At 64.7% G+C, this 22,799-nt stretch carries 20 protein-coding genes and 2 pseudogenes; 7 read left to right on the plus strand and 15 right to left on the minus strand.

The genetic code is table 11. The features are described from left to right. Window positions 1-35: 35 nt before the first annotated feature. The 9 genes from IEY95_RS29560 to IEY95_RS29600 form a co-directional block, all read right to left on the minus strand. Entirely contained in the window at window positions 36-374 is a 339-nt protein-coding gene (locus tag IEY95_RS29560) for a SpdD-like protein (protein WP_189189213.1), read from the minus strand. Window positions 375-388: 14 nt separating this feature from the next. Next, window positions 389-544: a hypothetical protein gene (locus IEY95_RS29565; RefSeq protein WP_189189214.1), complete on the minus strand. Its 156-nt coding sequence runs from the start codon at window positions 542-544 to the stop codon at window positions 389-391. 22 nt (window positions 545-566) lie between these two features. Next, window positions 567-758 carry a mobile element transfer protein gene (locus IEY95_RS29570; RefSeq protein WP_189189215.1) on the minus strand — a complete coding sequence of 64 codons (192 nt, stop codon included), beginning with the start codon at window positions 756-758 and terminating at the stop codon, window positions 567-569. 19 nt (window positions 759-777) lie between these two features. Further along, window positions 778-1,428, minus strand: a complete 651-nt coding sequence (locus IEY95_RS29575) for a DUF2637 domain-containing protein (protein WP_189189216.1) — start codon at window positions 1,426-1,428, stop codon at window positions 778-780. Window positions 1,429-1,503: 75 nt separating this feature from the next. Then, entirely contained in the window at window positions 1,504-1,695 is a 192-nt protein-coding gene (locus IEY95_RS29580) for a hypothetical protein (protein WP_189189217.1), read from the minus strand. A 2-nt stretch (window positions 1,696-1,697) separates the two neighbouring features. Then, the gene (locus tag IEY95_RS29585; RefSeq protein ID WP_189189218.1) at window positions 1,698-1,904 is read right to left on the minus strand and encodes a hypothetical protein; all 207 of its coding nucleotides are present in this window, start codon (window positions 1,902-1,904) and stop codon (window positions 1,698-1,700) included. Beyond that, the gene (locus tag IEY95_RS29590; RefSeq protein WP_229703450.1) at window positions 1,897-2,403 is read right to left on the minus strand and encodes a hypothetical protein; all 507 of its coding nucleotides are present in this window, start codon (window positions 2,401-2,403) and stop codon (window positions 1,897-1,899) included. Before IEY95_RS29590 ends, IEY95_RS29585 begins: the two co-directional genes overlap by 8 nt. Before the next feature lie 57 nt (window positions 2,404-2,460). After that, the gene (locus tag IEY95_RS29595; protein WP_189189219.1) at window positions 2,461-3,804 is read right to left on the minus strand and encodes an FtsK/SpoIIIE domain-containing protein; all 1,344 of its coding nucleotides are present in this window, start codon (window positions 3,802-3,804) and stop codon (window positions 2,461-2,463) included. 2 nt (window positions 3,805-3,806) lie between these two features. Next, on the minus strand, window positions 3,807-4,163 hold the full coding sequence (locus tag IEY95_RS29600; RefSeq protein WP_189189220.1) for an SCO3933 family regulatory protein: 357 nt from the start codon (window positions 4,161-4,163) through the stop codon (window positions 3,807-3,809). Between the two features lie 338 nt (window positions 4,164-4,501). Between IEY95_RS29600 and IEY95_RS29605 the strand changes: the two genes are divergently transcribed. Then, window positions 4,502-5,632, plus strand: coding sequence for a helix-turn-helix domain-containing protein (locus IEY95_RS29605; protein ID WP_505993949.1), 1,131 nt, complete (start codon window positions 4,502-4,504; stop codon window positions 5,630-5,632). Here the strand turns inward: IEY95_RS29605 and IEY95_RS29610 are convergent. Both IEY95_RS29610 and IEY95_RS49305 read right to left on the minus strand, forming a co-directional pair. Continuing rightward, complete coding sequence (locus IEY95_RS29610; protein ID WP_189189221.1) at window positions 5,616-6,410, minus strand: NUDIX domain-containing protein; 795 nt, start codon at window positions 6,408-6,410, stop codon at window positions 5,616-5,618. The genes IEY95_RS29605 and IEY95_RS29610 overlap by 17 nt on opposite strands. Before the next feature lie 98 nt (window positions 6,411-6,508). Continuing rightward, on the minus strand, window positions 6,509-7,048 hold the full coding sequence (locus IEY95_RS49305; protein ID WP_229703451.1) for a nuclease-related domain-containing protein: 540 nt from the start codon (window positions 7,046-7,048) through the stop codon (window positions 6,509-6,511). 1,336 nt (window positions 7,049-8,384) lie between these two features. Between IEY95_RS49305 and IEY95_RS29620 the strand changes: the two genes are divergently transcribed. The 5 genes from IEY95_RS29620 to IEY95_RS29640 all read left to right on the plus strand — a co-directional run bounded on the left by IEY95_RS29620 (window position 8,385) and on the right by IEY95_RS29640 (window position 14,818). Further along, entirely contained in the window at window positions 8,385-10,361 is a 1,977-nt protein-coding gene (locus tag IEY95_RS29620; RefSeq protein ID WP_189189223.1) for an AAA family ATPase, read from the plus strand. Further along, on the plus strand, window positions 10,358-10,987 hold the full coding sequence (locus IEY95_RS29625; RefSeq protein ID WP_189189224.1) for a hypothetical protein: 630 nt from the start codon (window positions 10,358-10,360) through the stop codon (window positions 10,985-10,987). The genes IEY95_RS29620 and IEY95_RS29625 overlap by 4 nt, the downstream gene beginning before the upstream one ends. A 30-nt stretch (window positions 10,988-11,017) precedes the next feature. Continuing rightward, window positions 11,018-12,052 (plus strand): hypothetical protein, encoded by a 1,035-nt coding sequence (locus tag IEY95_RS29630; RefSeq protein WP_189189225.1) that lies wholly within the window; start codon window positions 11,018-11,020, stop codon window positions 12,050-12,052. Window positions 12,053-12,137: 85 nt separating this feature from the next. Continuing rightward, the gene (locus IEY95_RS29635; RefSeq protein WP_189189226.1) at window positions 12,138-13,454 is read left to right on the plus strand and encodes a hypothetical protein; all 1,317 of its coding nucleotides are present in this window, start codon (window positions 12,138-12,140) and stop codon (window positions 13,452-13,454) included. A gap of 578 nt (window positions 13,455-14,032) precedes the next feature. Then, complete coding sequence (locus IEY95_RS29640) at window positions 14,033-14,818, plus strand: hypothetical protein (protein WP_189189227.1); 786 nt, start codon at window positions 14,033-14,035, stop codon at window positions 14,816-14,818. On the opposite strand, the pseudogene IEY95_RS29645 reads toward IEY95_RS29640, so the two are convergent. The 3 genes and pseudogenes from IEY95_RS29645 to IEY95_RS49315 form a co-directional block, all read right to left on the minus strand. Beyond that, window positions 14,800-15,672: pseudogene (locus tag IEY95_RS29645) on the minus strand (tyrosine-type recombinase/integrase); the annotation flags it as partial. The gene IEY95_RS29640 and the pseudogene IEY95_RS29645 overlap by 19 nt on opposite strands. Beyond that, on the minus strand, window positions 15,582-15,956 hold the full coding sequence (locus IEY95_RS29650) for a winged helix-turn-helix domain-containing protein (RefSeq protein ID WP_373294567.1): 375 nt from the start codon (window positions 15,954-15,956) through the stop codon (window positions 15,582-15,584). The gene IEY95_RS29650 and the pseudogene IEY95_RS29645, both read right to left, overlap by 91 nt. Window positions 15,957-16,616: 660 nt before the next feature. Then, a pseudogene (locus IEY95_RS49315) lies at window positions 16,617-18,583 on the minus strand (SpoIIE family protein phosphatase). Window positions 18,584-19,504: 921 nt separating this feature from the next. On the opposite strand from IEY95_RS49315, the gene IEY95_RS29665 reads away from it, so the two are divergent. Continuing rightward, the gene (locus tag IEY95_RS29665; RefSeq protein ID WP_189189229.1) at window positions 19,505-21,997 is read left to right on the plus strand and encodes a SpoIIE family protein phosphatase; all 2,493 of its coding nucleotides are present in this window, start codon (window positions 19,505-19,507) and stop codon (window positions 21,995-21,997) included. Between the two features lie 400 nt (window positions 21,998-22,397). On the opposite strand, the gene IEY95_RS49320 is transcribed toward IEY95_RS29665, so the two are convergent. Further along, the coding region (locus tag IEY95_RS49320) for a transposase (RefSeq protein ID WP_229703454.1) at window positions 22,398-22,799 on the minus strand (402 nt) is incomplete at its 5' end.

Raw genomic sequence — 22,799 nt, forward strand, 5'->3', positions numbered from 1 at the left:
CGAGACTTGGCGGTTGAGGCCGCTCCGGGGGCCGGTCAGCGTCGCTTCGCGTCGGTGGTGATCAGGGAGCGGATGACCAGGGCGCAGATGGCGAGCGAGGCGCCGGTGAGGGCGACGGCGAGCAGCAGCGAGACGAGGACCGCGCCGACGACGAGAACCACGGCGACACCGCCACCGACGACGGCCACGACAGAGCCCGGGGAGAGCTGGACAGCGGGCCGCGACGGCGCGGGGGCGACGGGGGCCGGGGCGTGGTGCTGGCAGCCGCAGGGAGCTGCGGGGGTGTGGTGTGGCTGCTCGATGGCGGTCGGCGTGACCACCGGCACGACCTGCCGGGTCGGGGTCGGGTTGACCGGGATGCGGGGCTGGAACACGGGTTGATCTCCTTTCACTTGGTGGTGGTGTCGATGGCGGGGGCCAGGAAGCTGTCGGCGAGGAGGTAGCCGCCGAGCAGCAGGACGATGACGAGCCAGAGCGGTGGGCGGACGAGTTTGATGCCGACCCATCCGATGCAGGCGATGAACAGCCACAGCGGCACAGTCATGAGCCGGACTCCTTCCCTGGGATCAGCGGACGGGGCAGCGGTGGCCTTGGGCGGCGACCATGGCGGCGGCGTAGGTGTCGTAGGAGCTGGACCAGCCGCAGTCCTCGGTCCCGCAGGCGGCGATGTAGGAGGAGTGGCCGTTGCGGTCCTGGCCGCTGCCGACGGTGGTCGTGCCGACGCGGTGCAGTTCTCGGTAGATCCGGTACAGGCCCATGGGTGGTGCTCCTTTCGGGTCAGGTGAGGTGGGCGGCGATGGCGTCCGCGAGCGGGGCGGGGACGCCGAGGCGGGCGCGCAGGGTGTCGGTGTCGATCCGGGTTCCGGTGCGGGCGTGGTGCTCGTCGGCGACCTTGCGGGCATGCGCCACCAGGGCCGCGGGAACGGCCGGAGCAGGGTCGACCGCGGGCAGGGCGGGAATCGGCTCGGGCACCGGTGCCGGCTCCGGAGCAGGGGCGGGCTCCCGTTCGATGTCGAGGGAGGGGGCGGGGGCTGCGGGAGCCGGCGGAACCGGCACTCGCTCCCCGGCCGAGTTCGAGTGGGCGAGCAGGGTGCCGCCGAGGAAGGCGAGGGCGGGCCATCCGGCGATGCCGAACCGCAGCCAGGCGGGCGGATGCGCCAGGTCGAGGAATCCGGCGGTGGCGACGTTCGCGCCGAGCGAGGCGACCAGGGCGATCAGGAACCAGGACCAGGCCAGCCGCGAGGGTCCATCGCTGCGCAGTCGTCGCCAGGCGGCCACGAGCAGCAGGTCGACGGAGACGGGGTAGGCCCAGGCCTTCCAGCCGGTCTGTCCGGCCGCGTCGGCGAGGTCGTGCAGGTGGGCGAAGGACAGCGCACCGGCGATCACGGCCTGTACGAGGACGGCATCGGGGCGGATCGAGCGGGTCACGGTCTTCACCTCCTTTGCGGGGGTTGGGCCGGGGCGGGGCGGGGATCAGGTCCGGCCGCCCCGTCCCGGCGGGGTTCAGTCGGTGGGGGCTTCGCCACTGCCCCAACAGGTGAGGCAGAGCCCGGTCTGCTGATCAGCGGTGGTGCGGTGCTTTCGGGCGCCGACGCGGACGGATTCGGTGCTCTCGCCCACGCCGTCGCAGTCCGGGCACTTCGCGGGCTCCGGCTTGGCGGGCTTTCGGCGTGGGGCGGGCTTGCGGGCGGTCATGGTCACCACCCCTGGCCGGGGTACTCGGGCCCGTCGCTGGGGTCGTAGCCGGGCGGGAAGATGCCGGGCGGCGGCTCCGGCAGGGACGCGGCCAGGGACGGGCCGACAGCCTCGACGAACGTCTGGTCGGCACCGGTCAGATCGGCGTACAGGGCCAGCGAGCCGAGCATCAGCACCGTGCGGTGGAAGTCCTCGCAGTGCTCACACATGCCGCTCACCGGCCTCGGGACGGCCGTTGGCGGTAGCGATGGCCTTCAGAACACGACCGAGGTTGATGGCGTCGAGGCCGGTGAGCGCGTCGCCGAGGCGTACCGGCACCCTGCTGTCGGCCAGCGAGGCGGCGATGGCCAGGATGCGCAGTTCGCTCCCGGAAGCGGCCAGCTGCGAGCCGTTCGCGGCTTCAGCGAGCGCGGCCCAGTCGAGGTCGTACACCTCGCCGGTCTCGCCGTCGGCCACCATCAGGTCGTCGCGCTCAGCGAGACGAGGCAGCCAGGTGCCATGGGTGCTCAGCAGCTCAACCGCGGCCGTCAGAGGAGGGATGCCCGACGCGGTCTGCCTCAGGACGCCTTCCAGGTCGTCGGCGGTCCAGCTGTCCTCGGTGGCGTACCAGGGGCAGTCGCGTTCGTCGTGGTCGATGCCGGTCTCTTCGCCGTCGGTTTCGCCGCAGTGTTCGCAGAACATCGCGGTCTCCTTTTCGGATTTGGACATGGCTCGGGTAGGGACATGGCGCGAGGCGGTCGCGCCGGCCGGTGAAGCAGGAGCGGGTTAAGCGGCTTCGGCCACCGCGGGCGCCTCGATGGGCGCGAGATCAACCAGGGGCTTGAAGCGGGCCAGTTCCGGCAGATGCGGAGTGAGGCCGGCATGCCGATTGCAGGCGGTCACGGCCTGCCGCATCGAGGTATGCGGGGTACGGATACGGACCCACTCGCCGGAGGAGTAGCCGACCACGGCCATCCCCGGGCGGCGGTTAGGGATCTGGGTGGCGGCGAACACGGCGTGCGCGGAGATGTCCCCGAAAGCCATCTTCGCCGACGCCTCGTCGTTGACCCGGTGCACCGTCCGGCCGGTCAACTGCGCGCGCAGCATGGTGATGCCGTCGCCGAGCTCGGAGCCGAACCGCTGGCCGTAGATGTCCAGGAAGACCCCGGCGGCACGGCCCAGTTGGGCGAGGCGGACCAGGGCAGTGATGATCCGGTCCCGGCGCGGGTCACTCTTCTTGGTGCTCAACGCGAGTTCGGCGATCTCGTCGATCGTGACCACGATCGGCACCGGTCGCAGGGCTTCGGGCAAATCCCAGATGTTTGCGGCGATCTCCCCATGAGGGGTGTCGGCGCTGATCCGCTGCTCGCGTCGGATCAGGTCATAGATCCCGTCCATCCGGGCCACGAGCGCTTCCAGCAGGTCAGCCGCGTCGTCTGGGTTGTCGGCCAGGGCGGAGAAGCGGCGGGCGAGCGGGCCGAGTTCCACGCCGTTCTTGCAGTCGATGCCGACCAGCGCGACGTGCTGCGAGGCGAGTTCCTTGACCACTTGGCGTTGGTAGACGGACTTCCCGGACTTGGTCGCACCCAGCGTGATCGAGTGCGGGATCTCCTGGTAGTCGCGGTAGTGCACGGTGCCGTCCTCGGCGAGCGCGACCGGGATCTTCAGCTCGCCGTTCTCGGTCTTGGCGGGCATCTGCACCCGCTTGAGCACGTCGTAGCCGGTCATCGCGATCTCGACCACGCCGGGTTTGATCTCGCGGGAGGTGACCTGATGGACGGCGAAGGAGTGCCTCAGCCGGTCGGCGGCGGCGGAGAACTCGAACGCGTCCTGCCCAGGCCGCATCCGGATGCGGAGCCGCAGGCCGGTGCGGGTCGGCCGCAGCCACAGCAGCCGGGGCACCTGCTGGCGGGGGATGTCCCGCTTCAGCATGCGGGCCAGCGCGAGGCGCCAGCGCGGTGGCGGGACGGTGAGGTGACAGGCGTCCATCACGGAGGCGTAGCGAAGCCGCACTCGCAGGATGGCGAGCAGGACGCCGAAGGTCAGCCAGTACCAGGCGGGGCGGCGCCACCTCAGCAGCAACGCCAGCCCGACCACGGCCGCGAGAGCGGCGAGCACTAACCGGCCCATGATCAGGCCGCCTTGGGCTTCGACGCGCCGGCGGCGAGCGAGGTGACGGCGACCGCGCGGAAGCTGATTCCGTGCCGCTTCTGGCCGTTGAACTCGTTCTCCCAGGGACGGGCGACCAGGCCGGTCAGCGCGACCGGGGTGCCCATGGCCAGCTCACCGGAGATGTCCGGCTCGGCCACCGTGATGGTCACGACCTCGGCGTGGCCGTTCATCACGAACAGCACGTCCACGGTCATCAGCTTCGGTCCGTTGTCGCCGTCGGTGGCGATCACGCCGTTCTTCTTGTCGCGCATCTTGACCTGTGGGGGCTGGGCGACCATCAGGGTCGCGCCGTTCGTGTCGACGGGGATCTGACGCATTATTAGAACTCCCTATTCCGAGGGGCGGGAGCGGCGGACTACTTGGCGGTGGGTCGCCGCTTCTGTGTGTTGTTGGTCTTGGTCCGCATACAGACGGCCACGGACTCACGTTCCCAACTGGTGCGCACCAATAGATTCCATCTGGTGCGCACCAGATGTCAAGCCCTGTCACGATCCGGCTTCTCAACTCGCCTTCCTGCGACACTTCTAGGCAACCGCGCTCGCCAACTCCGCGGTAGCCAACAGGGGTTAACGCGGCTTGGATTAACCCTGCCGACCTGCACCGATGTGAGGCATGCTGCTGTTACGGCTCAGGACTCACATGCAGGGCGGTGCACGTGACGAACGGACTCCGAGCAGCGAGGAACGCGCGCGAGTGGTCGCAAGAGCGGCTGATCCGAGAGATCGAGCGGTTCGCGCAGCAACACCTGCTCACGATCGCGTCCACGGCCAGCCTGCACGTCTACGTCTCGGAGTGGGAGAACGGCAGGCGCCCGATCACGGAGCGGTACGCAAAGATCCTCCGGGCATTGCTCGGCATCACCGACGACGAGCTGCATGGCGGGCACACTGCACCAGTTCCCCCGGAAGCCGACGGGTACGACGAGTTGGTTAACCGGATCGACGCAGCTCGGAGCGTCAGTCTCACCATGGTGAAGACGTTCATGGACCAGACCGAGCTACTGCGGACCGTCGATCGCCAGATGGGCGCGGCCAGTCTCATCGACCAAATGACCGGGCATCTGTCGACACTCGAAGAGGCGTTGACCTTTGCTGTGCTCCCCGACACGCGGCGGCCCGTAGCTCAAGCTCTTGCCGGAGCGGCGACGCTTGCCGCATGGCAGGCTCTCGATGTCGGAGCCGTCGAACGAGCGTGGCGGCACTACGAGTTGGGCAAGCACGCGGCCAAGGAAGCCGATGCACCGATGTACCTGGCGCACGCCACGGCCGAGCAGGCATACGTGCTTTGCGACGCCGGCCGACCTGCCGTAGCGGTTGAGCTGATCAGGGATGCCCAAAGCGCCGGCGGGAAGGCGACGTCTCCCCGGCTTCGAGCATGGCTGCACGCGGCCGAGGCCGAGATCTGCGCCAAGGCCGACATGCCCGACGACTGCCGCCGAGCGCTGGACGACGCGATGCAATGCCTGCCATCAGGTGCAGAAGCTCGCGACCCGGACATGCTGAGCATCTTCCTGAACGAAGGTCACCTGAGCCGGTGGCGGGGCAACGCCCTCGCCCTGCTTGGCGATGACGATGCGGTAGACAGCCTCTACGTGGCCCTCGACGCCGTGGACCCGACGTTCATCCGGGCAACGGCCGGACTGCGATGCGATCTCGCACAGGCGCATCTGGCCCGCGGTGAGTACGACCAGGCAACCGATCACCTTCGGCAGGCACGTCTGCTCGCAAACCGCACAGGATCAGTCCGCCACCGGCGCCGGATCGAACAGCTCACACAGCGGTTGTAGGGGACTTCCCACCTGCTCGTGAAGCAAGCACGTGAAGGAGCGCAACGAGGGTTCCCGAGCCCATCAGCTCCCCGCGCGCCATGAGCCCGGGGATGTCGGCGAGCGGTACCCACGCGACATGTCCGGCCTCTTCGAGGTCCGTCGGTTCCCCGACATGCTTAGCGCCATGGCCTACGTAGATCTCATGGGGCGAGTCGACCATTCCGACCATGGGCTGATAGGTGACCACGTGCTTCAGATCGTCGGGCCGCCAGCCGGTCTCTTCCTCGACCTCACGGGCAGCAGCCGCGGCGGGATCTTCACCCTCGTCGACGATGCCACCGGGCAGCTCCCACCCGAAGGAGTCGATCACGAAGCGGTAGCGCCAGAGCATCAAGACTCGGTCCTGATCATCGAGGACTGCGGCGACCGCAACATGGTGCAGCCGCACTACATGATGCTCGAACCGTTCCAAGCCGGGCGGCTCAACATCGACTAGTCCGAGCTTCACCCACCGGTTGTCATAGAGGGTCCGTTCTCCGTGGATCTGCCACCGCTCCAAGTCCGTCGGCGTCGCCACTGAGACACCGTGCCCGGGGACTCGGTACGAACTTCGCCCGTGAACTTCCACGACACCTTCGACCGCAAGGCGACCCAGGACGACGCGCAGTTGAGTACGCCCGATGTCGAGGTCTTCGATCAACTTACGCTCGGACGGGAGCTTGGATCCCGGCGGGTACTTGCCCGTTGCGATCCATTCGCGAATCGTGCGGTCAACCCGCGCCGACTTCGTTTCCATCCGTTGAGCACACTCCCCGATGTCATCAGCTGGCCCGCACCAGCCTAGCCGCCGGACCCGACAGGCGACAGGACGATCAATCAGCCTCCCTTGATCACTCAGGCGCGCAGCCAGGCGCGCCGATGCCGCGCAACGGCGTAGACCCGTTCCACCTGGTCGGGAGTGAGCTTGCCTGACAGGGGGCCGAGGGCTGACACCTCCCGCTCTTGATAGACCCGCACGGTGTACTGCGTGGCAGCACGGTTCAGGGACGCTACGCCGACGAAGACAAGGACCGGTTCCACTGGAATGGCGATCTCGCAGTGGCGCTCAAGTACCCCTTGGGCGTAGACGGCTTCTGCCTTACTCGCCGCTGCGTACGGGACCGGCCGACCACGGTTGACCTTGGCCATCTCGTCGCCGACCCACACCGAAGCGCCTTGATGGCTCTTCGTGTTGATGGTGAACACACCACCAGGGCCGATCAGTAAGTGATCGATGTCGCCGCCATTACTCTTGGGTACGCCGTGCAGAACCTTCCAGCCGTCTGCGGAGAGGCGTTGCAGCTCTCGACCCACGCGCCGCTCACCCTCGAGGCCGGCGTACCAGCTATCCCACTCTGAAGAGCGCCGCAGCACCTTCGCCCAGAACCGCTGCATCGGTGACGGACCCCGAGCCGCAATTGTCTCAAGCAGGACTGCTCCTGGGCGGTTCTCTGCCAAGTCGTCTGCGACGGTCAAGTCTGGCAACTTCACGGACCGATCGCGTCGGGGCGAGCGGGAAGACTCGGACGAGCGAAGTGGATTCACAGCTGCCGTTCCGGTGGGCACGCCGGACTGCGACGAGTCAGGGCGAACGGTCGCCGGGCCGCCGAGATGCTCACGGAGCAGAGCCACAGCCTCACTTCGGTACTTCTGCACCTTGACGGTGATGACCTTCGTCGGTCGATCCGCCCACGCAACGGTGCTCCCATCCGGCAGATTCACATAGAGCCGGTCCTTGCCGTGCCGCCTCCACGGGTTCACCGTGAGATCACTCATTGGCCCGCCCCCGAATGTGGGTTGTCCCCACACACATGTCAGCAGCAGCCCACCACCCCGGCAAGAGGGCCTTGCGGTCAGAATTTCCCTACATCATCAAGGCTCGCTACGCTCGCTCGCCCGCCGGCCGACGGCGCTTGTCGATCACCGCCACCCCGACCGCCGCACACTCCGCCCATGCGCATCAACGGCCGCTCCCGGCCCGCATGCCACCGCCACCACGATCCGGCCTCGGGAGGGGAAAGACGCATCAGCGGTCGGACCTCGACGCCCCGCTTCTGGGGCCACCACGCACCCCTTTCCACCCAGTTGCCTACACCAGTAGGTCGGATCAACCGAGGGCCGCGCAAGCGCGGCGGCGCCGACCGGTCGCCGCCGCGCCGCCTCCATGTCTTCGCCACCGGCCGCACGTCGCCGCCCGTCCGTCGCCACACGCAGCGGCCAAATTCCAACACGGGCACGGGGGGCGAACGCTGATCCCCAACAGTGCAGGTCAAAGACGCTTTGTGTTACCGAAAGAGGCCGGATCGTGGTGGCGGTGGCATGCGGACCGACGCTGCCAGATGCGCGGGCGTTCGTACGACCCGCTGATCCCGCACCGGGCCACGGGCCACCGTCCGGACGGCGGGCGCGGCAATGAGGGGGAGAAACCCGTTGTGGCTGGGGCGGTCGGCTCCACGACTTTAGCCAGCCACTTTGGCGCGAGCCTCGAAGATCATGGCCCCAACGTCGTGCTTTACCGGGCAGGTCCACAGACTGCCCGACGCGCCGGAAGCTTACGGGGCCATGATCACTCGCGCCAAAGCAGCTCCCGGCCAAAGTCGCTCCGCCGACCGGAGATGGACGTCAGCCAGCACGAACAACGGTGCGGATACCAGAACCTGACGGGTCGTAGCGTAGACCGTGACCCATACTGTAACTTTGCGTGGTCTTCAGTTACAGGAGGGGTGGCAGGGTGAACGTTAGGCGACGGCTGCCCACGATCGAACACGTTGGGTTGCAGAATTTTTCCATTTACAAGGAACGCCCAACACTTGATGTGGAAATCCGGCGTGGCGTGTTCTGCCTGGCAGGGGCAAACGGGCTAGGAAAGTCTTCCTTTCTCGCCGCCATCAATTTCGGGCTCACAGGTATCGTAACGAATCCAGACCGGAACGCCTTCGCCTCCACCCGCAAGTTCTACACTAATAATCTTGAGTACTCGCGCCATTATTTTGACGGCCGAATCGACGAGTTGGACCGAGACACCGCCGAAGTGAGTCTGAGGTTCACTGTCGGTTCGCGCCGGTACGAGTTGACGCGCAACCTCTTCGAACCCGAGGCGCTTCGCTTTCTCCGCGTCGTAAGCGAAACGGGTGAAATCGTCAGCATCGAGACAGATGACGACGAAAGGCGACACGAGAACTACAAGCGTCTACTCCTTGAGGATTGCCGCTTAAGCAGTTTTGATCAGTTCGTCTTCATTCAGCATTTTCTGCTTACCTTCGATGAGCGACGCCATCTACTTTTCTGGGACGAGCAAGTAACAACCCCTATGTTGTACTTGGCCTTTGGTATCCATGCCGAAGACGCCAAACGGGCAGACGAGTTGACCCATGCCGTCAATAGGGCTGAATCTCAGCGCCGAAACGCACAATGGCAAGCAACAACAGCCCGCAGGCGCATGAAGGAACTGGGTGTCGACGACATAGATGAGGCTGCCTTCGAGGGGCTCGCCGAGAGACATCAAAACTTGGTCGACCAGGTGGACGCTCACGCGAATGAGCTCCACAGACTTCAGCGCGAAGCGGCTGACGCACGGCTCGACCTTGCCGACGTAAGTGCCGAGTACCAGGCGCTAAGGCATCAGTACGACAAGGTCTTCTCAGAACGACTGAAGGCGCATTCAGTCCCACGCCTCCACCCTTTGGTCGCCGAAGCACTGCAGACCAACAGGTGCAGTGTATGCGGAACCGAGGGCTCCCATATCGGCGTAAGACTAAGCGAAAAGCTGGACCGTCACAGCTGCCCGCTATGTGATTCGGCAATCGAGCGGGAGTCACCCACTGCTGAGTCCTTTGAGTCACTCAAACGCGTCGACACGGAACTTGCCGCGACTCGGGACAAGGTGAAGGCCGCCCAAGTGCGTCGCGACAGGCTCGACAAGGCAGTCGACGAAGCACTAAAACTCCACAGCAGTTCGACGCAAGCCCTCGAAGATTTCGAAACTGCCAATGAGAAGGCGCTGCCCACAGCAGACGCTAGTATCTCCAGCTTGCTAGATCAACGACGCGTGGCTGAAGCCGAGCGTAAGCGAGCCATGGAACGAAGGGATGAATGGCGCGATAAACGCGACGCAGCCCGCCGAGAACTAGAGCCGCTTCAGCGCGCCCTGCGCTCTGCATACGAAACAGCAGAGACTGAGTTCGTGCCGGCGTTTCGGGAACTGGCTCGTCAATTCCTAGGGCTCGACCTCGACGTTTTCCTAGACATGGCAGACAAAACCCGTTTCGTACTTGGGCTTGAAGTCCAAGGAACTCGGCGCCGTGCCACAACAGCGCTTTCGGAAAGCCAACGATTCTTCATTGACATAGCACTTCGAATGGCTCTGATTCAGCAGATGACCGAGCCCAGCGAGACGGTCACTAGCTACATAGACACACCTGAGGGTTCGCTAGATATTGCGTACGAGGCCCGAGCTGGCGCAATGTTCGGCAAATTTGTCCGTTCCGGCAAAAACATGATCATGACCGCTAATATCAACGCCAATCAGCTACTTCTTCGTCTGGCGGAGGTATGCCGGTCAGAGCATATGGAACTCGTGAGGATGACCGATTGGTCAGCCCTGAGTGAGGTCCAGGCAAGTGAAGAAGCTCTCTTTGATGAGGCCTACTCGCGGGTGGAAGCGGTTCTCTCCCGGGTCGAAGAGCAGCAAGGCGCGGTGCAGCAGTGACACTGAGCCCCGACGCTGTATTCGACACACTCACCATCACTAAAGAGCTATCTGTCGTCTCAGGCGGGGCGACTGAAGGCGAGATAAGTCTTTTTGCTTACCTGTCTTGCCTTCTCTCTGTTTACGAAGGAAACCCGCCAAGCGAATGGGGATATCAGTTTTCAGCGACGCACTCTGCCGCCCCCTATAGCGAATCACTTGCGTCAGCTGTGGAGGAACTGAAGATATCCTCTCTACTCGTCGAGAGCCCTTCTGGCTTGCAATTGTCCAATGGCGGACTCGAAGAGTGGCATCAGTATGCGTCGCTGGGACGATTCCAGGCACGCATGCCATATCTCACAGGGGCCTGCGGAAGTACCCTTGTGATGCCCCTTCCCGCAGTGGGAGAGTCGATCAGCGCCGAGCCTTCATTGCGTCGGGCTTTGGAACTATCCAGCAAACGAGAGCTCCTTGGCGAGGGCGGCCGCGAAACTCTGATGGAACATTTCCGTGCGGTATCCGAGGCCGTGCCGGAGGCCGACGACCTAATGATTCCTGCGGTCGTTTGGCTCGAGTACCTCTCAACCACACTCGACGGCGTCGGAAAGATCCGTCCGTCTGAAGAAGCTGACGACTGGGCCGTCTAGGGGGTAGCGGTGCAGGTAGATATGAAGGCCATGGCGGACATTGCGCGTGAACTTTTTGCGGCGAAGGTCTATCGCGAACTTGGTTCCGCGGGTTCTCAGGCACTGAAAGAACTGATTACCAGGGTTAGGGAAACTCACGATGCACTAACCACTGAGCGGCTAGCTAAAGGGCTAACTGTCATACGAACCTTGGATACCGGTTCCGTGGAAGCCGACGTAGCACCGGCTGTATTCACCCAAACACGTGAATTGACAGCGTGGTATCGGGAAGAAGCAGGGCCTCTTTCTATTCATTTCGAACAGAACGGCACCATACGCGCTTGGTGTGCGGAGATAGACACGAGCGCCATCAGCGGGCAATTTGTTTCTTACCGCTACGCGGGCCATCAGAAGGAGCAGATTCTCACTCCCGGAGGAGCCCACAGCGTACCCACAATAGCAAACTTTCCGAGTTATTTCGCAGTCCCATATTTCTTGGACCTACGAGAGGCGCTCGTCCGGTACGGCACTATTTCGGTCCGTCATGCACAGTGTGACATCTTCCGCACCACTTGGAGAGAACCGGCGCGTCTGGTCTTCGTAAATAAGCCAGAAGCAACCATGCGCCGCTCCCTCCAACAATACCTGCGCGCGTCCCTACGTGATCACCTCCCGATTCAAGTGATGCCCGAACAGAACGTCAACGAGACCAAGCCTGTGGACATCAAAGTCACCTGGACGGCCTCAAATCGGGTTGCCCTAATCGAGATCAAATGGCTCGGACTTAGTCACGATGCCACAAAAAAGACGACAACACCGTACTCAGCCGCACGTGCAAAGAGCGGAGCCAAACAGCTCGCCGCCTACCTCGACTCCTACCACTCCCACGACCCAGACACCGAAGCGCGGGGGTACCTAGTGGTCTTTGATGGTCGACGAAGAGGTGTCACCCCCGAGAGCACGCGTGTGACTTACGCTAACGGATTTCACTACGCGAATGAGGAGATCGATTACCCGGCAGCGTTACTCGCAAGGGGCGACTTTGATACACCTGTGAGGTTCTTCTGTGAGCCTGCATGCGAGTAGCCACCCCCTCTTCCCCAGTTCACCTAGAAGCTGCGCATGACAATAACAAACGTGAGCCACTGACATGATTAACGCTAATCCCAACGTGGAAGCCCACTACGGAGCCCTGGAAACTCGATGGAATGCTGTCGACGGTTCGCTTGACTTCGAGCGTCTCGTCGTACCTACAGGAAACAGCGAGTCTCCATTCCACAGGTGGTTTCACCTGAAGGAGGCCTTTTCGGTGGACCTGTTGCCTTCAATACTCAAGAAATTGAGTTTTGAAGGCCTGTCAGAGCTCCGAATTCTGGACTGCTTCGCTGGGGGCGGTACAACGCTCGTGAGCGCGCTTGAATTGTCGTCCCAAGTTCGCGTCACCGCAACCGGAATTGAGCAAAATCCATTTCTGCATCACGTATCAAGCAGCAAGGTCAAAGCGCTCCAGGAAGGCCCCCAACTGGCCCAGCAGCTACAAGATGCCTTTAACGAAGTAGGGCGAATCTATGGGAGTGATGCCTCTTTTAAGGCCGACATGCCGGCCCTTTCAACGTTCTCGAATGAGGCATACTTTCCACCCTCTCTGCTGGCCTCGCTATTGCGTATAAAAGCGGCCATCGAGCACTGTGACATTCCTACACTTCCACGTGACCTCCTGCTTACGGCTGCCGCCTCCTGTGTGGAATCTACAAGCCGACTTCGTAGGGATGGGCGCGCACTTCGTTACGCTTCCGAGCGACAGCCTAGGGAGCCGTGGGATGAATTCTCAGCTCGCGTTCAACAGATGATTGACGACATCGACCTTTCGCAGCCGGCATCAGGCACAGGGACAGTTATACGGGGTGATGGAAGGCGGCCGCTGCTTCACGTGGATGGGGCCGCAAAGAAGGATCTAATCATTTTCTCTCCACCCTATCCAAATAACATCGACTACACGGAGATATATAAGACTGAAGCGTGGTATCTGGACTTCTACACAGATGCGCAGCAGTTTCGCTCTCAGCGACTTAAGACCCTGCGAAGCCATCCAAGCGTTCGATTTTCCGATGAGTATGATTTCGAATGTTCTAGTGATGCCGCAGCAGTGAGAGAACTGGTCAAGCCGATACTCGAAGCCGTTCCTGATGACAAATACGCAACCGGCAGGAAGCAACTTATCAAGGGCTACGCGGACGACATGCTCACGCTCTTCCGCCAGTGTCGTGAGATCATTTCCAGCGACGGTCGGCTAGTGTACGTCGTTGGAAACTCGGCTCATGGGAGCGGGGATGCACTCTTTATCATTGCTGCTGACCTCATCATGGCCCGCCTAGCTGAACTCGCGAACTGGCGGGTTGAGGAGATATCGGTAGCACGTGGCCTGCGGCGTCGCGTAACGAACTCCCGCTTTCTCCGAGAGAGTGTCGTGACTCTCTCTCCCGCGTAGCGGCAACACGTACACGCCGGCCTGGACTCTAGGCGAGGGTGGTCGCTAGTCCACGGCCCTGGCAGGACTCGCGCCCGACTCGCGGACCAATCGTGGACTGGGAGGACTCCTCACCGCCGTGGTAGGCGTCTGACCAGCACGATTCTCCATAGGTCAAGGGGCCTCCGGAGCCGTGTGCGCAGGTTCGAATCCTGCCGGGGGCACTCGCCTAGGAACAGCAGAAATCAAGCGCTGACCAGGGCGGATGCCGACAACAGAGGGCGGGAGTCAGTCTCACTGACTCCCGCCCTCTCTCGTTGTCTCTCACTGCTCGCGCACCATCTGCGATACACGCGACACACCCTGGCCCACCGCCGCGTACACGCCCTGCCGTGCCGGACGACGTTGCCTGTTGCTCGGAGAGAGGCAGGCTCTGCAAACCTCGGTGTGCACACCCTCCTCCCGCTGCCATGATGAGTAGTCAGTCAGCGCCGACTCTCTGACATCGCGGACAACAATTGGCAGCGCGAGACCTACTCGAAACTCCGGAACGGCTCACAAAATCGGCTTCCGATTTCTATGCGCAGCATTTCACAAACATGATGACTTTCAGTCTCAGTGAAATGGCCATGCGGGCTCACAGGAGGTTCCTCACCTCTACCGCCCAAGTACTCGGCGGAGACGCAAAGGAACCTCACGAGGCCTTTCCGGATCAGTTCAAGCAACTCGACCTGTACGGTGAATTCTTGAGCGAAACCAGACCGGCGCGCCGAGAAATGACGTTGTCCCGAAGCGTTGACAACTTCCTGTCATATATCTCAGATATTCTGACGCAAGCCATTGTGACTCGCCCGCACCTACTTAAAACCCGGGAGCAGGTCACCCTAGAAGAGGTACTCACGCATGCCTCCCTGGAGGACTTTGTCAGGTGGGCGGCAGAGAGGCGCGTGAATCAGCTATCCTTCAAGGGCCTCAAGGAAATTGCTGACTATGTAGAGAGCCGACTCGGACTGAAGCTTCACACCTCTGACGACGACTGGACAACACTGAACAAGGCGGTTGCCGTCAGGAACATCGTGGTCCACCGTCGCGCGATTATCGACGAGCGTTCTCTCTGGTCCGTCAAGGAACCAGGATTGGAACTCGGACAGAAGTACGAAGTCAGCCAGACCGACATGGCGGAAAGCATGAAATGCGCCATGCGAATGGTGCGCGACTTCGATACGCGCATTTCCGACAAGTTCGACCTTGCACTTCTGAATGCAAGCGACCAGTCATGGTTCGAGGAGCGCGCACACTCTGCCGCTGCATACGAAAAGGAAGTTGTGGCGCAAGACGACCGGAGCCTTGCACCACAATCCGACGATCAGTCGTCACCGTCTTGAGAGAGCGACCTCTCGATCTTGGCGTTGGCGAGTTCCTCGTGGCCGTCGATACAACCGTGATACCGGCGGTGGATCACCTCAGGAGAGTTGACGACACGCCGCGCCACTTCCGCGATCGGAACCCCCGCGTTCAACCACCGAGTGATGCAGGCGTGGCGCAGGTCGTAGGGGCGCCCGGCCAAGGGCGAGTCCACACGCTCGGGCGGCAGCGCGTATTCCCGTGCTTCCTCCCACACCCGCCAATAGGTGGATGAGCCGACCGCTCCCCCGCGCTCGTTGCCGAACACGCGCCCTTCCTTGGCCATGCCGAACGTGTCCAGGTGTGCCCGCAGAATCGTCACCAGGACGGGCGGGATGGGCACCGGTCGGTCGCTCTTGGCCTCCCGCGCCTTGAGCCCGCGCCGGTCGTGACGTTCCCCGGAATCGGTCCACTGCTTCCCGGAGACAGGACGCGTCTCCCGGAGCGTCAGCGTGCCCCATCCTGTGTCGGGGAGATGGCAGTCAGACCGCCTCAGTCCGACCGCCTCAGCCGGACGCAGGCCCGCGTAGTACAGGACGGCATAGAAGGCCACCAGACGCCTCCCACGGCACCGATCCCATGATCCGACGTAGGACACTGCCGCGAGCAACTGACGGGCCTGTAGGGCGTTCACGAGGACTCGCCGGTCGACCACGTCATTGGAGCCGACGTGCTTCCGGCGGGCGCGCTGAAGCGGGTTCCCCGAGAGGTCCCCAGCGACCACAGCGTGTTCGAGAGCGGTGTTCAGGGCCCGGCGGCGACGCCTATACGTGTCGCCTGCGGCTGGGGTGCCGTCCAGCTTGTACCCGAGGCGATACAGCACGTCCTCGAACACCGCAGATCGGTCATCCGTTCCGCGAGAGATCGACGGTCGCCACCCCGAACGACGCGCCACCCGATGCCGGGAGCGGACTCAACAACACCGTCGGCTTCGAGAACCTTAAGAGCACGCCGGATCGTGTTGCGGGAGACGCCGTGCATGTCCATGAACTCAGCCTCTGACGGCAGGGCGCCGCTGCCCTCTCCCGCTTCGATCTCGTTTCGCAGCGCCTCCGCAATGACCAGGTAGGTTCCGCGCGGACTGGCCTCCGGCACTTCGGCTCCTCTCATTCCACCCATTGCCCGCTGTCAAGAGTGCCACCAGGCCCCGCAGCGCATTGACGGACAGCAGTGTCCCACGTGTCCAGCTGTCCGGTTAGGGCTCTCACCTGCACAAACGGGCCGGACAGCTCAAATGGCCGCTGTCCGGGCTGTCCGGTCGCAGACGGCTGTAACACCCCCTGGGTGTTGCAGCCTGTCGGCGAAGCCGACCTCTCAATGGGCAGGAGCCGGAGGCGACTTCCGATCTGATCTGCCTCACAAAGGGTGACCAGCCGGGCGCGGAGTCTTTTCCCTACCAGATCAAGGCGACTGGCGTCGCTCACGCTCCGCCGGGCGCGCGGCCCGCGTCCGGCCGCGCCCACGCTCCTGCCTCCGTCCCGCTCGGCGCGCCGGCCGCCGCCGCGCGCCACATCAGGTAGGCCGGGGGCATGAGGTGAGAACCGCGGTGGCTGGGGCGGGCGCCGACACGATCTTTAGCCACCTCCCCGGTCCGGGACCCGACGTCGAGCAAGACCGGGCAGGCAGGAGCCAGCCCGATCCGCGGCCAGCGTAAGGCCCCCTGGCCATGCCCGACCCCAGTCCTGGCAGGCCACCGGCCAAAGATCGCGCCAACGCCCGCTTGGGTACGCTCACCTGTAGTGGGGTCCACATAGAGGATGTGGGAGGACGCAGGCGCCGTCATGTGCGTCGGAGGACCAGCACGGCCACGTCGTCGAGGTGGTCGACCGCGACCGCGGCGTCGAGGATGCGGTCGGCGGTCTCCTCGGCGTTCAGCCCGTCGTGGACGGCTTGGGCGGCCAGTGTTCCGGCTCGTTCCAGTCCGGCGTCCAGCGTCAGGCCCGGTCCTTCGACCACGCCGTCGGTGACCATGACCAGCGTGGTGTCCTCGTCCAGGGCGAAGGCTTCTCGCGGTATTTGATGCCGGGCACGACGCCCAGGACTGGCCCGCCCGGCAGCTCACGAACACCGTGACTGCCGTCCCTGTGCGCGTACAGCACCGGCACATGGCCGGCGCTGGTGCCGGTGACCCGTCCACCGCGCGGGTCGACATGCAGGAGGGTGCAGCTGGCGAATCGTGCGACATCCATCGTGGTCAGCAGCTCGTTGGTGCGGGTCAGCACGGTTCCGGGATGCGGTTCCTGGTCGGCGATCAGGCGCATGGACAAGCGGACCTGTCCCATGAAGGCGGCGGCGTCCACGTCGTGCCCCTGTACGTCGCCGATCTCCAGGGCGATCGCGCCGTCGGGCATCACGAAGGCGTCGTACCAGTCTCCGCCGATGTCCAGCCCGTCCCGGCTGGGCCGGTAGCGGGCGGCGACCTCCAGACCCGGGAGGTGCTCGGGCAGCGTGGGGAGCATGGTCTGCTGCAGCGCCGTGGCCAACTCGACTCGCGCCTGCTGCAACCGGATGCGCCGCAGCGCCTGGCCTGCCAGGTCGGCCAGCGTGCCCATGAGGGTCCGCTCGTCCAGGGACGGCAGGTACCCGCTGTCGTAAACCATCCCCCACGCCCCAAGTGGCTGATCGCCGGTCTCGCTGAGGGGGGTGATCGCGAAGGCGTAGTCGGAGCCGAGCCGGTCGAGCCGCGGAAACGGGCCTTGCGGCCAGCGGTGGCTGTGATTCTTCCGGTCGGGGACGAACTGCGGCCGGCCGGTGCGGATCGCCTCGGGCAGCGGACTGGGATGGCCCAGCCGCAGGCCGTGCAGGGCCTCGACCTCGCGCATGGCTATCCCGGCATCGGTGGAGACATGCAGGCGGTCTTCGTCGACGAGTGCGAGCAGGGCGCCGCAGGCCCCGAAGGTCGCGGCGAGCCGCGTCAGGACGACCTGCTGCAGCTCCTTCTCCGTGGCCGCGGTGATCAAGGCGGCGGAGAAGTCGGCGATGTCCCTGGCGCGCTGTCGCTCGGCAGCCAGTGCGGCCTGCGCCTTCTGCTTGCGCTTCTCCTGTTTGGTGTCGTCGCGGACTACCCCGAAGATCCGTTCAGGGCCGCCATACCCCAGCTGGAGGCGGCGGGTCTGGGCGGCCAGTTGGTGCCAGCCGTCGTGCTGGGTGAGGTATCGCAACCTCACCCAGGGGGACTGCTGGATGGGGGCCGAGCGCAGGAGCTGCCGGAAGGCCTCCCGGTCGTCGGGATGCACTGCCGCGATCACCCTGGAAAGCGGCGCAATGGAATCCTGGAAGAGCGCGGTCACGACGGGTGCGCCACCGAGCCACTCCAACTGGCGTCCCTGGGGTGAATACATCCACAGGCCGAGGTCGGCGGCCTCGGTGGCGAGCCGGAACGGGATCAGCAGGCTGGACAGGTCGTTTCCCGCATCCAGCGCGTGCACCCAGACCAACTGATCGCCCCCGGCGGGATCCTTCACTTGCCGCGCCTCGATCAAGCAGACAACGGGTACTCCGCTTTGCCCGGGGAACTCCAGCACCCGCATCGCGGCCGTACTCGTCCTGGCTGCGTGGCCTACCAGACTCTCGGCCGACGTCCGCTGGCTTGCAGGCCACAGATCACCGAAGTCACGTCCCAGACACTCTTCCGCCGACCTGCCCAGCGCCGAGGCCATCGCGGCGTTGAGGCCGTGCATGGCACCGTCCAGCGTCAGAAGAGCCGACGGGCAAGCCCTTCGAAGAAATTCGTTCGAGACGTCCATCTGAGGCTCCCTGGGGCGCACGGCAAAACAGCCTCTTCAGTCATATTCGCGTATTTCGATGCGATGTATTAGCCGAAGGGGGTGTATGACCGGATGCATAGAGTGACGACGGCGCGGAAACCGCTTGAAACTGTGGGCGGCGGACTGTGATGAGGACGAGGGGGCAACGGGGCTCGGTTGCCCTACAGCCGCGGAGTACAGCAACGGGCCCGCGCACGGCGCGGGCGCGCGCCGCCTCTGCGGCGCGCTACGTGCTGCGGGCGGAAGCGAGAAAGCCACCCACGGGCCAAAGATATGCCTCCGGCGGGGATCGGCCGGCACCGGGCTGGAGGGGGCGCCGTTGCCGAGTGCGGGCACGTCGTGGCGTGCGCGGGGAGCTCCCATCCCGTCCGCCGTCGACCCAGGCAAAGCCGAGCAGACGCGGCCCATGGCGTCCAGGTCGTTCGCACAGTGGCGCGCTCCACCTGGACGCCATGGACCACGCCCGCTCCACGGTGTGTGGGTCGACGGCGGACGGGATGGGAGCCGGGGAGAGTGGTGGGTGAAGGAAGCCCGGGACCTTGAAGTCCCGGGCTATATGCAGGGGGTGCGCGGTTGTGGTCTGCGCATCCTGGGAGGTCGGGCCGCCGCCCTGCCGGATCTGCGGTGCCCGCGTTTTCCACCCCTTCCACGTGGTCCTGCGGCGGCCGTGGTGGACCGCGTCGGCATCAGCCCCGGCTGCAGCCCTGTCACAGATCTGAGCCCTGCCTTGTCAATCACCTAAAAGGTACAAATTTCAACGACTTGATCTCAGCGGGACCCGGCCGAGGTCGCCCATGTCCCGCCGGGACACATGCTGCTCCAGCCGTCCACCCCGCCGTGCTCCTGGTCGCCGCAGCCGACCCGCGTGAGAACGAGTCACCTAGTGAGGAGGGCAGCTCGATGACCAACACGGACAGGGTGACCCTTGGCAAGCGATTGAACACACGCGAGGTATCCGAGTCGGCGGTCGCGATGCTCGACGAGCGTGGGACGGTGGTCGCATGGACGCAGGCCGCCGAGCAGCTTCTCGGGTACTCCGCCAGGGAAGTGGTGGGCCGGTCCGCCGCACTCATACTGCCGTCTTCCGAGAAAACGCCGACAATATCGGCGCTCATCGAGCAGTGCCGTGCCCGAAATGACTGGTCGGGCACGATGACGGTGCGCCACCGCGACGGCCGCATGCTCGACATCAACCATCGGATCTCGATGTTGCGGAGGCAGGACGGAACATTCCGGTGGCTTGTGTCCGTCACCGACATCGGCACGCTCTCCCGGGAAACGGGAAACGGATCGCTGCGGGAATCGCTCCTCACCCACGCGCCGATCGGCATCATCGTTCGCGACCCGCAGCTGCGTTGCGTCTGGGTGAACGACACGATGGAGAGCCACGACGGCATCTCCCGTGACCGGCGGCTCGGCCAGCGACTCACCGATTCACTGCCCGGCTTCGAGGCCGAAGCCCTTGAAGCGGTGATGCGACAGGCGCTGCGGAACGGCACCACCGCGGTCCACGAGTACCGGGCGTGGCCGACGGAAGATCCGCGCCGGGAGCATGCATTCTCGGCCTCGTACTTCTGCCTCCAGGACGCGGACGGCAAGACACTGGGGGTGTGCGGCATAAGCGTGGATGTCACCGGAAGTCAGCGGGCGCGCGAGCGCCTTGCCATCCTCAGCCAGGCCAGCACGCGTATCGGCAGCACCCTTGACGTCATGCGGACCGCGCAGGAACTGGCCGACCTTGCCGTGCCCCTCCTGGCCGACTACGCCTACGTCGACCTGGGGGAATCCATCCCGTTCGGCGAAGAGCCCTCGACCCGAATCGACACGACGAGCGATCGCCCCACCGCTTTCCTCCGCGCCGGTCAGGCCTCGATCCACCCAGGAACCCCAGAGTCGCCCTATGCGCGAGGGGAGACGGTTTTCGTCCCCCCGACCTCGCCGCTCGCCAGCGCACTGCGCACGGGAAGGTCCCACCTGGAACCGGTGCTGGACACCTCCCCTGGGACATGGGTCGACCACGACCCAGCGCGGGCGCAAAAGATCCGTGAGTACAGGATGCACTCCGTGATGATCGTGCCCATCATTGCGCGGCGCGCCGTCCTGGGTGTCGCGCTGTTCCTCCGCACCGAGGACCCCGTTCCGTTTCACGAGGATGACCTGCTGCTCGCCGAGGAGCTCGTCACCCGCGCCGCGCTGTCCTTGGACAACGCCCGCCAATACACGCGCGAACACACCGCGGCCCTCGCGTTGCAACGCAATCTGCTGCCCCACCGTTTGACGGGCGGCGCGGCGGTCGAGGTGGCCTGGCGCTACCTGCCGGCCGACGCGGAAGCCGGCGTCGGAGGCGACTGGTTCGACGTGATCCCGCTGTCCGGCGCCCGGGTGGGCCTCGTCGTCGGCGATGTGGTCGGGCACGGCATCAACGCCGCCGCGACCATGGGCACGCTCCGCACCGCCGTACGCACGCTCGCCGACCTGGAGATGCCCCCCGACCAACTGCTGGCCCATCTCGACGACACCTTCCAGCGACTGGCCGAGCAAGACGCCGACGCCGCGGACCAGACCCCCACGGTCGTAGGCGCCACCTGTCTGTACGCCGTCTACGACCCGACCACCCGGAAGTGCACCATGGCACGGGCCGGGCACCCCCCACCCGCGATCATCGACCCGCAGGGACAGGTCACCTTCCCCGACCTGCCCACCGGAAGCCCACTCGGCGTCGGGCTGGGCGTCCCCTTCGAGGCCGTGGAGCTGGAACTGCCCGAGGGCACTCTCCTCGCCCTGTACACCGACGGCCTGATCGAAACCCGCGACGACGACATCGACGTGGGAATGCGTTGCCTGGGCACCGCCCTGGCACACCCCAGTCACTCCCTGGAAGACCTGTGCACCCGAGCCACGGAGACCCTCCCACGCCAGGCGCCATCCGACGACATCACCCTGCTCCTAGTGCGGACGCTCTCACTCAGCCCCACCCAGGTCACCTCCTGGACGCTGCCGAACGACCGGACCGCTATCCCCAACGCCCGGCACATGGCAGCCCGCCAGCTCACCGAATGGGGCCTGGAAGGTCTCCAGGACTCCACGGAGCTGATCGTCAGTGAACTGGTCACCAACGCCGTCCGCCACAGCACAGACCCGATCGGACTGCGCCTGATCCACCACCAAGCCCTGACCTGCGAAGTATCCGACACCGACGCCAACTCCCCGCGCCTGCGTCACGCACGCACCACCGACGAAAACGGCCGCGGCCTCTTCCTGATCACCCAGCTGTCCCGCAGATGGGGCGCCCGCCCGGAATCGGGCGGCAAAGTCATCTGGGCCGAACAAGCCCTGGACTCCGCACCCTCACACGCACCGGCCCCCGGCACGCCACCCCCACGCAAGGAATAACCGAGCCATCCCCCTCCGCTGCGAGCATCCGGCATGCTCCGCTGCGAGGGACACCCCGGCCGCCCAAGCGGGGCCGCCTGTGAGCCGTCCCAGGGAGACCAAGGACGACCAACGACGACAGAGAACAACGGCGTCCTTGCTGGTCAGGAAACAGTGGCTGCAATCCGCCGAGATAGCCGAGCCAGGACATCACTTCTTCGGCCACTGGTGGAGCTGGGCCCGCCCGTCGACACGCGTGCCGTGCCCATGCGTGCTCCTACCTGGCCGGGACCGTGCCCCTTGCGTGCCCGTTCCGGCGGGACGCAGCGGGGACTCACGGGGAACAGCGGTGCCGATCGCGCTACGGCCAAGGTCAGGGAGTTGCCAGGCCAGTCGCCATCCGCATACCCCGTCTTCCAAACTAGTGACCTGAGTCGGAGACTCTTCGGCAGTATGCGGCGACTTTGTCGAGGATCTCGTCGGTGGTCTTGGTCCAGATGAAGGGTCTGGGGTGCTCGTTCCAGTCCGCGAGCCATGACCGGATGTCACGTTCGAGGGCCTGGACGGAGCGGTGGACTCCGCGGCGGAGTTGCTTTCGTGTGAGTTCGCCGAACCACCGTTCCACCAGGTTCAGCCAGGATGAGCCGGTGGGTGTGAAGTGCAGGCGGAAGCGAGGATGTGCCAGCAGCCACTTCTTGACGGCGGGTGTCTTGTGAGTGGCGTAGTTGTCCAGGATCAGGTGGATGTCGAGCTCGTCGGGGACCTGCTTGTCGAGCTTGGCCAGGAACTTCTTGAACTCGATGGCCCGGTGCCTGCGGTGCAG

The sequence above is a fragment of the Streptomyces albiflavescens genome (genome assembly GCF_014645835.1).
Taxonomy (GTDB): Bacteria; Actinomycetota; Actinomycetes; order Streptomycetales; family Streptomycetaceae; genus Streptomyces; species Streptomyces albiflavescens.

Bases quoted from the DNA above. Each gene is read 5' to 3' on its own strand.
- IEY95_RS29570 (WP_189189215.1), bottom strand. From the start codon at position 758: ATGGGCCTGTACCGGATCTACCGAGAACTGCACCGCGTCGGCACGACC.
- IEY95_RS29595 (WP_189189219.1), bottom strand. From the start codon at position 3,804: ATGGGCCGGTTAGTGCTCGCCGCTCTCGCGGCCGTGGTCGGGCTGGCG.
- IEY95_RS29665 (WP_189189229.1), top strand. From the start codon at position 19,505: ATGACCAACACGGACAGGGTGACCCTTGGCAAGCGATTGAACACACGC.
- IEY95_RS49305 (WP_229703451.1), bottom strand. From the start codon at position 7,048: ATGCAGCGGTTCTGGGCGAAGGTGCTGCGGCGCTCTTCAGAGTGGGAT.
- IEY95_RS29630 (WP_189189225.1), top strand. From the start codon at position 11,018: ATGGCGGACATTGCGCGTGAACTTTTTGCGGCGAAGGTCTATCGCGAA.
- IEY95_RS29590 (WP_229703450.1), bottom strand. From the start codon at position 2,403: ATGTCCAAATCCGAAAAGGAGACCGCGATGTTCTGCGAACACTGCGGC.
- IEY95_RS29640 (WP_189189227.1), top strand. From the start codon at position 14,033: ATGATGACTTTCAGTCTCAGTGAAATGGCCATGCGGGCTCACAGGAGG.
- IEY95_RS29600 (WP_189189220.1), bottom strand. From the start codon at position 4,163: ATGCGTCAGATCCCCGTCGACACGAACGGCGCGACCCTGATGGTCGCC.
- IEY95_RS29565 (WP_189189214.1), bottom strand. From the start codon at position 544: ATGACTGTGCCGCTGTGGCTGTTCATCGCCTGCATCGGATGGGTCGGC.
- IEY95_RS29580 (WP_189189217.1), bottom strand. From the start codon at position 1,695: ATGACCGCCCGCAAGCCCGCCCCACGCCGAAAGCCCGCCAAGCCGGAG.
- IEY95_RS29610 (WP_189189221.1), bottom strand. From the start codon at position 6,410: ATGGAAACGAAGTCGGCGCGGGTTGACCGCACGATTCGCGAATGGATC.
- IEY95_RS29650 (WP_373294567.1), bottom strand. From the start codon at position 15,956: ATGGGTGGAATGAGAGGAGCCGAAGTGCCGGAGGCCAGTCCGCGCGGA.
- IEY95_RS29585 (WP_189189218.1), bottom strand. From the start codon at position 1,904: ATGTGTGAGCACTGCGAGGACTTCCACCGCACGGTGCTGATGCTCGGC.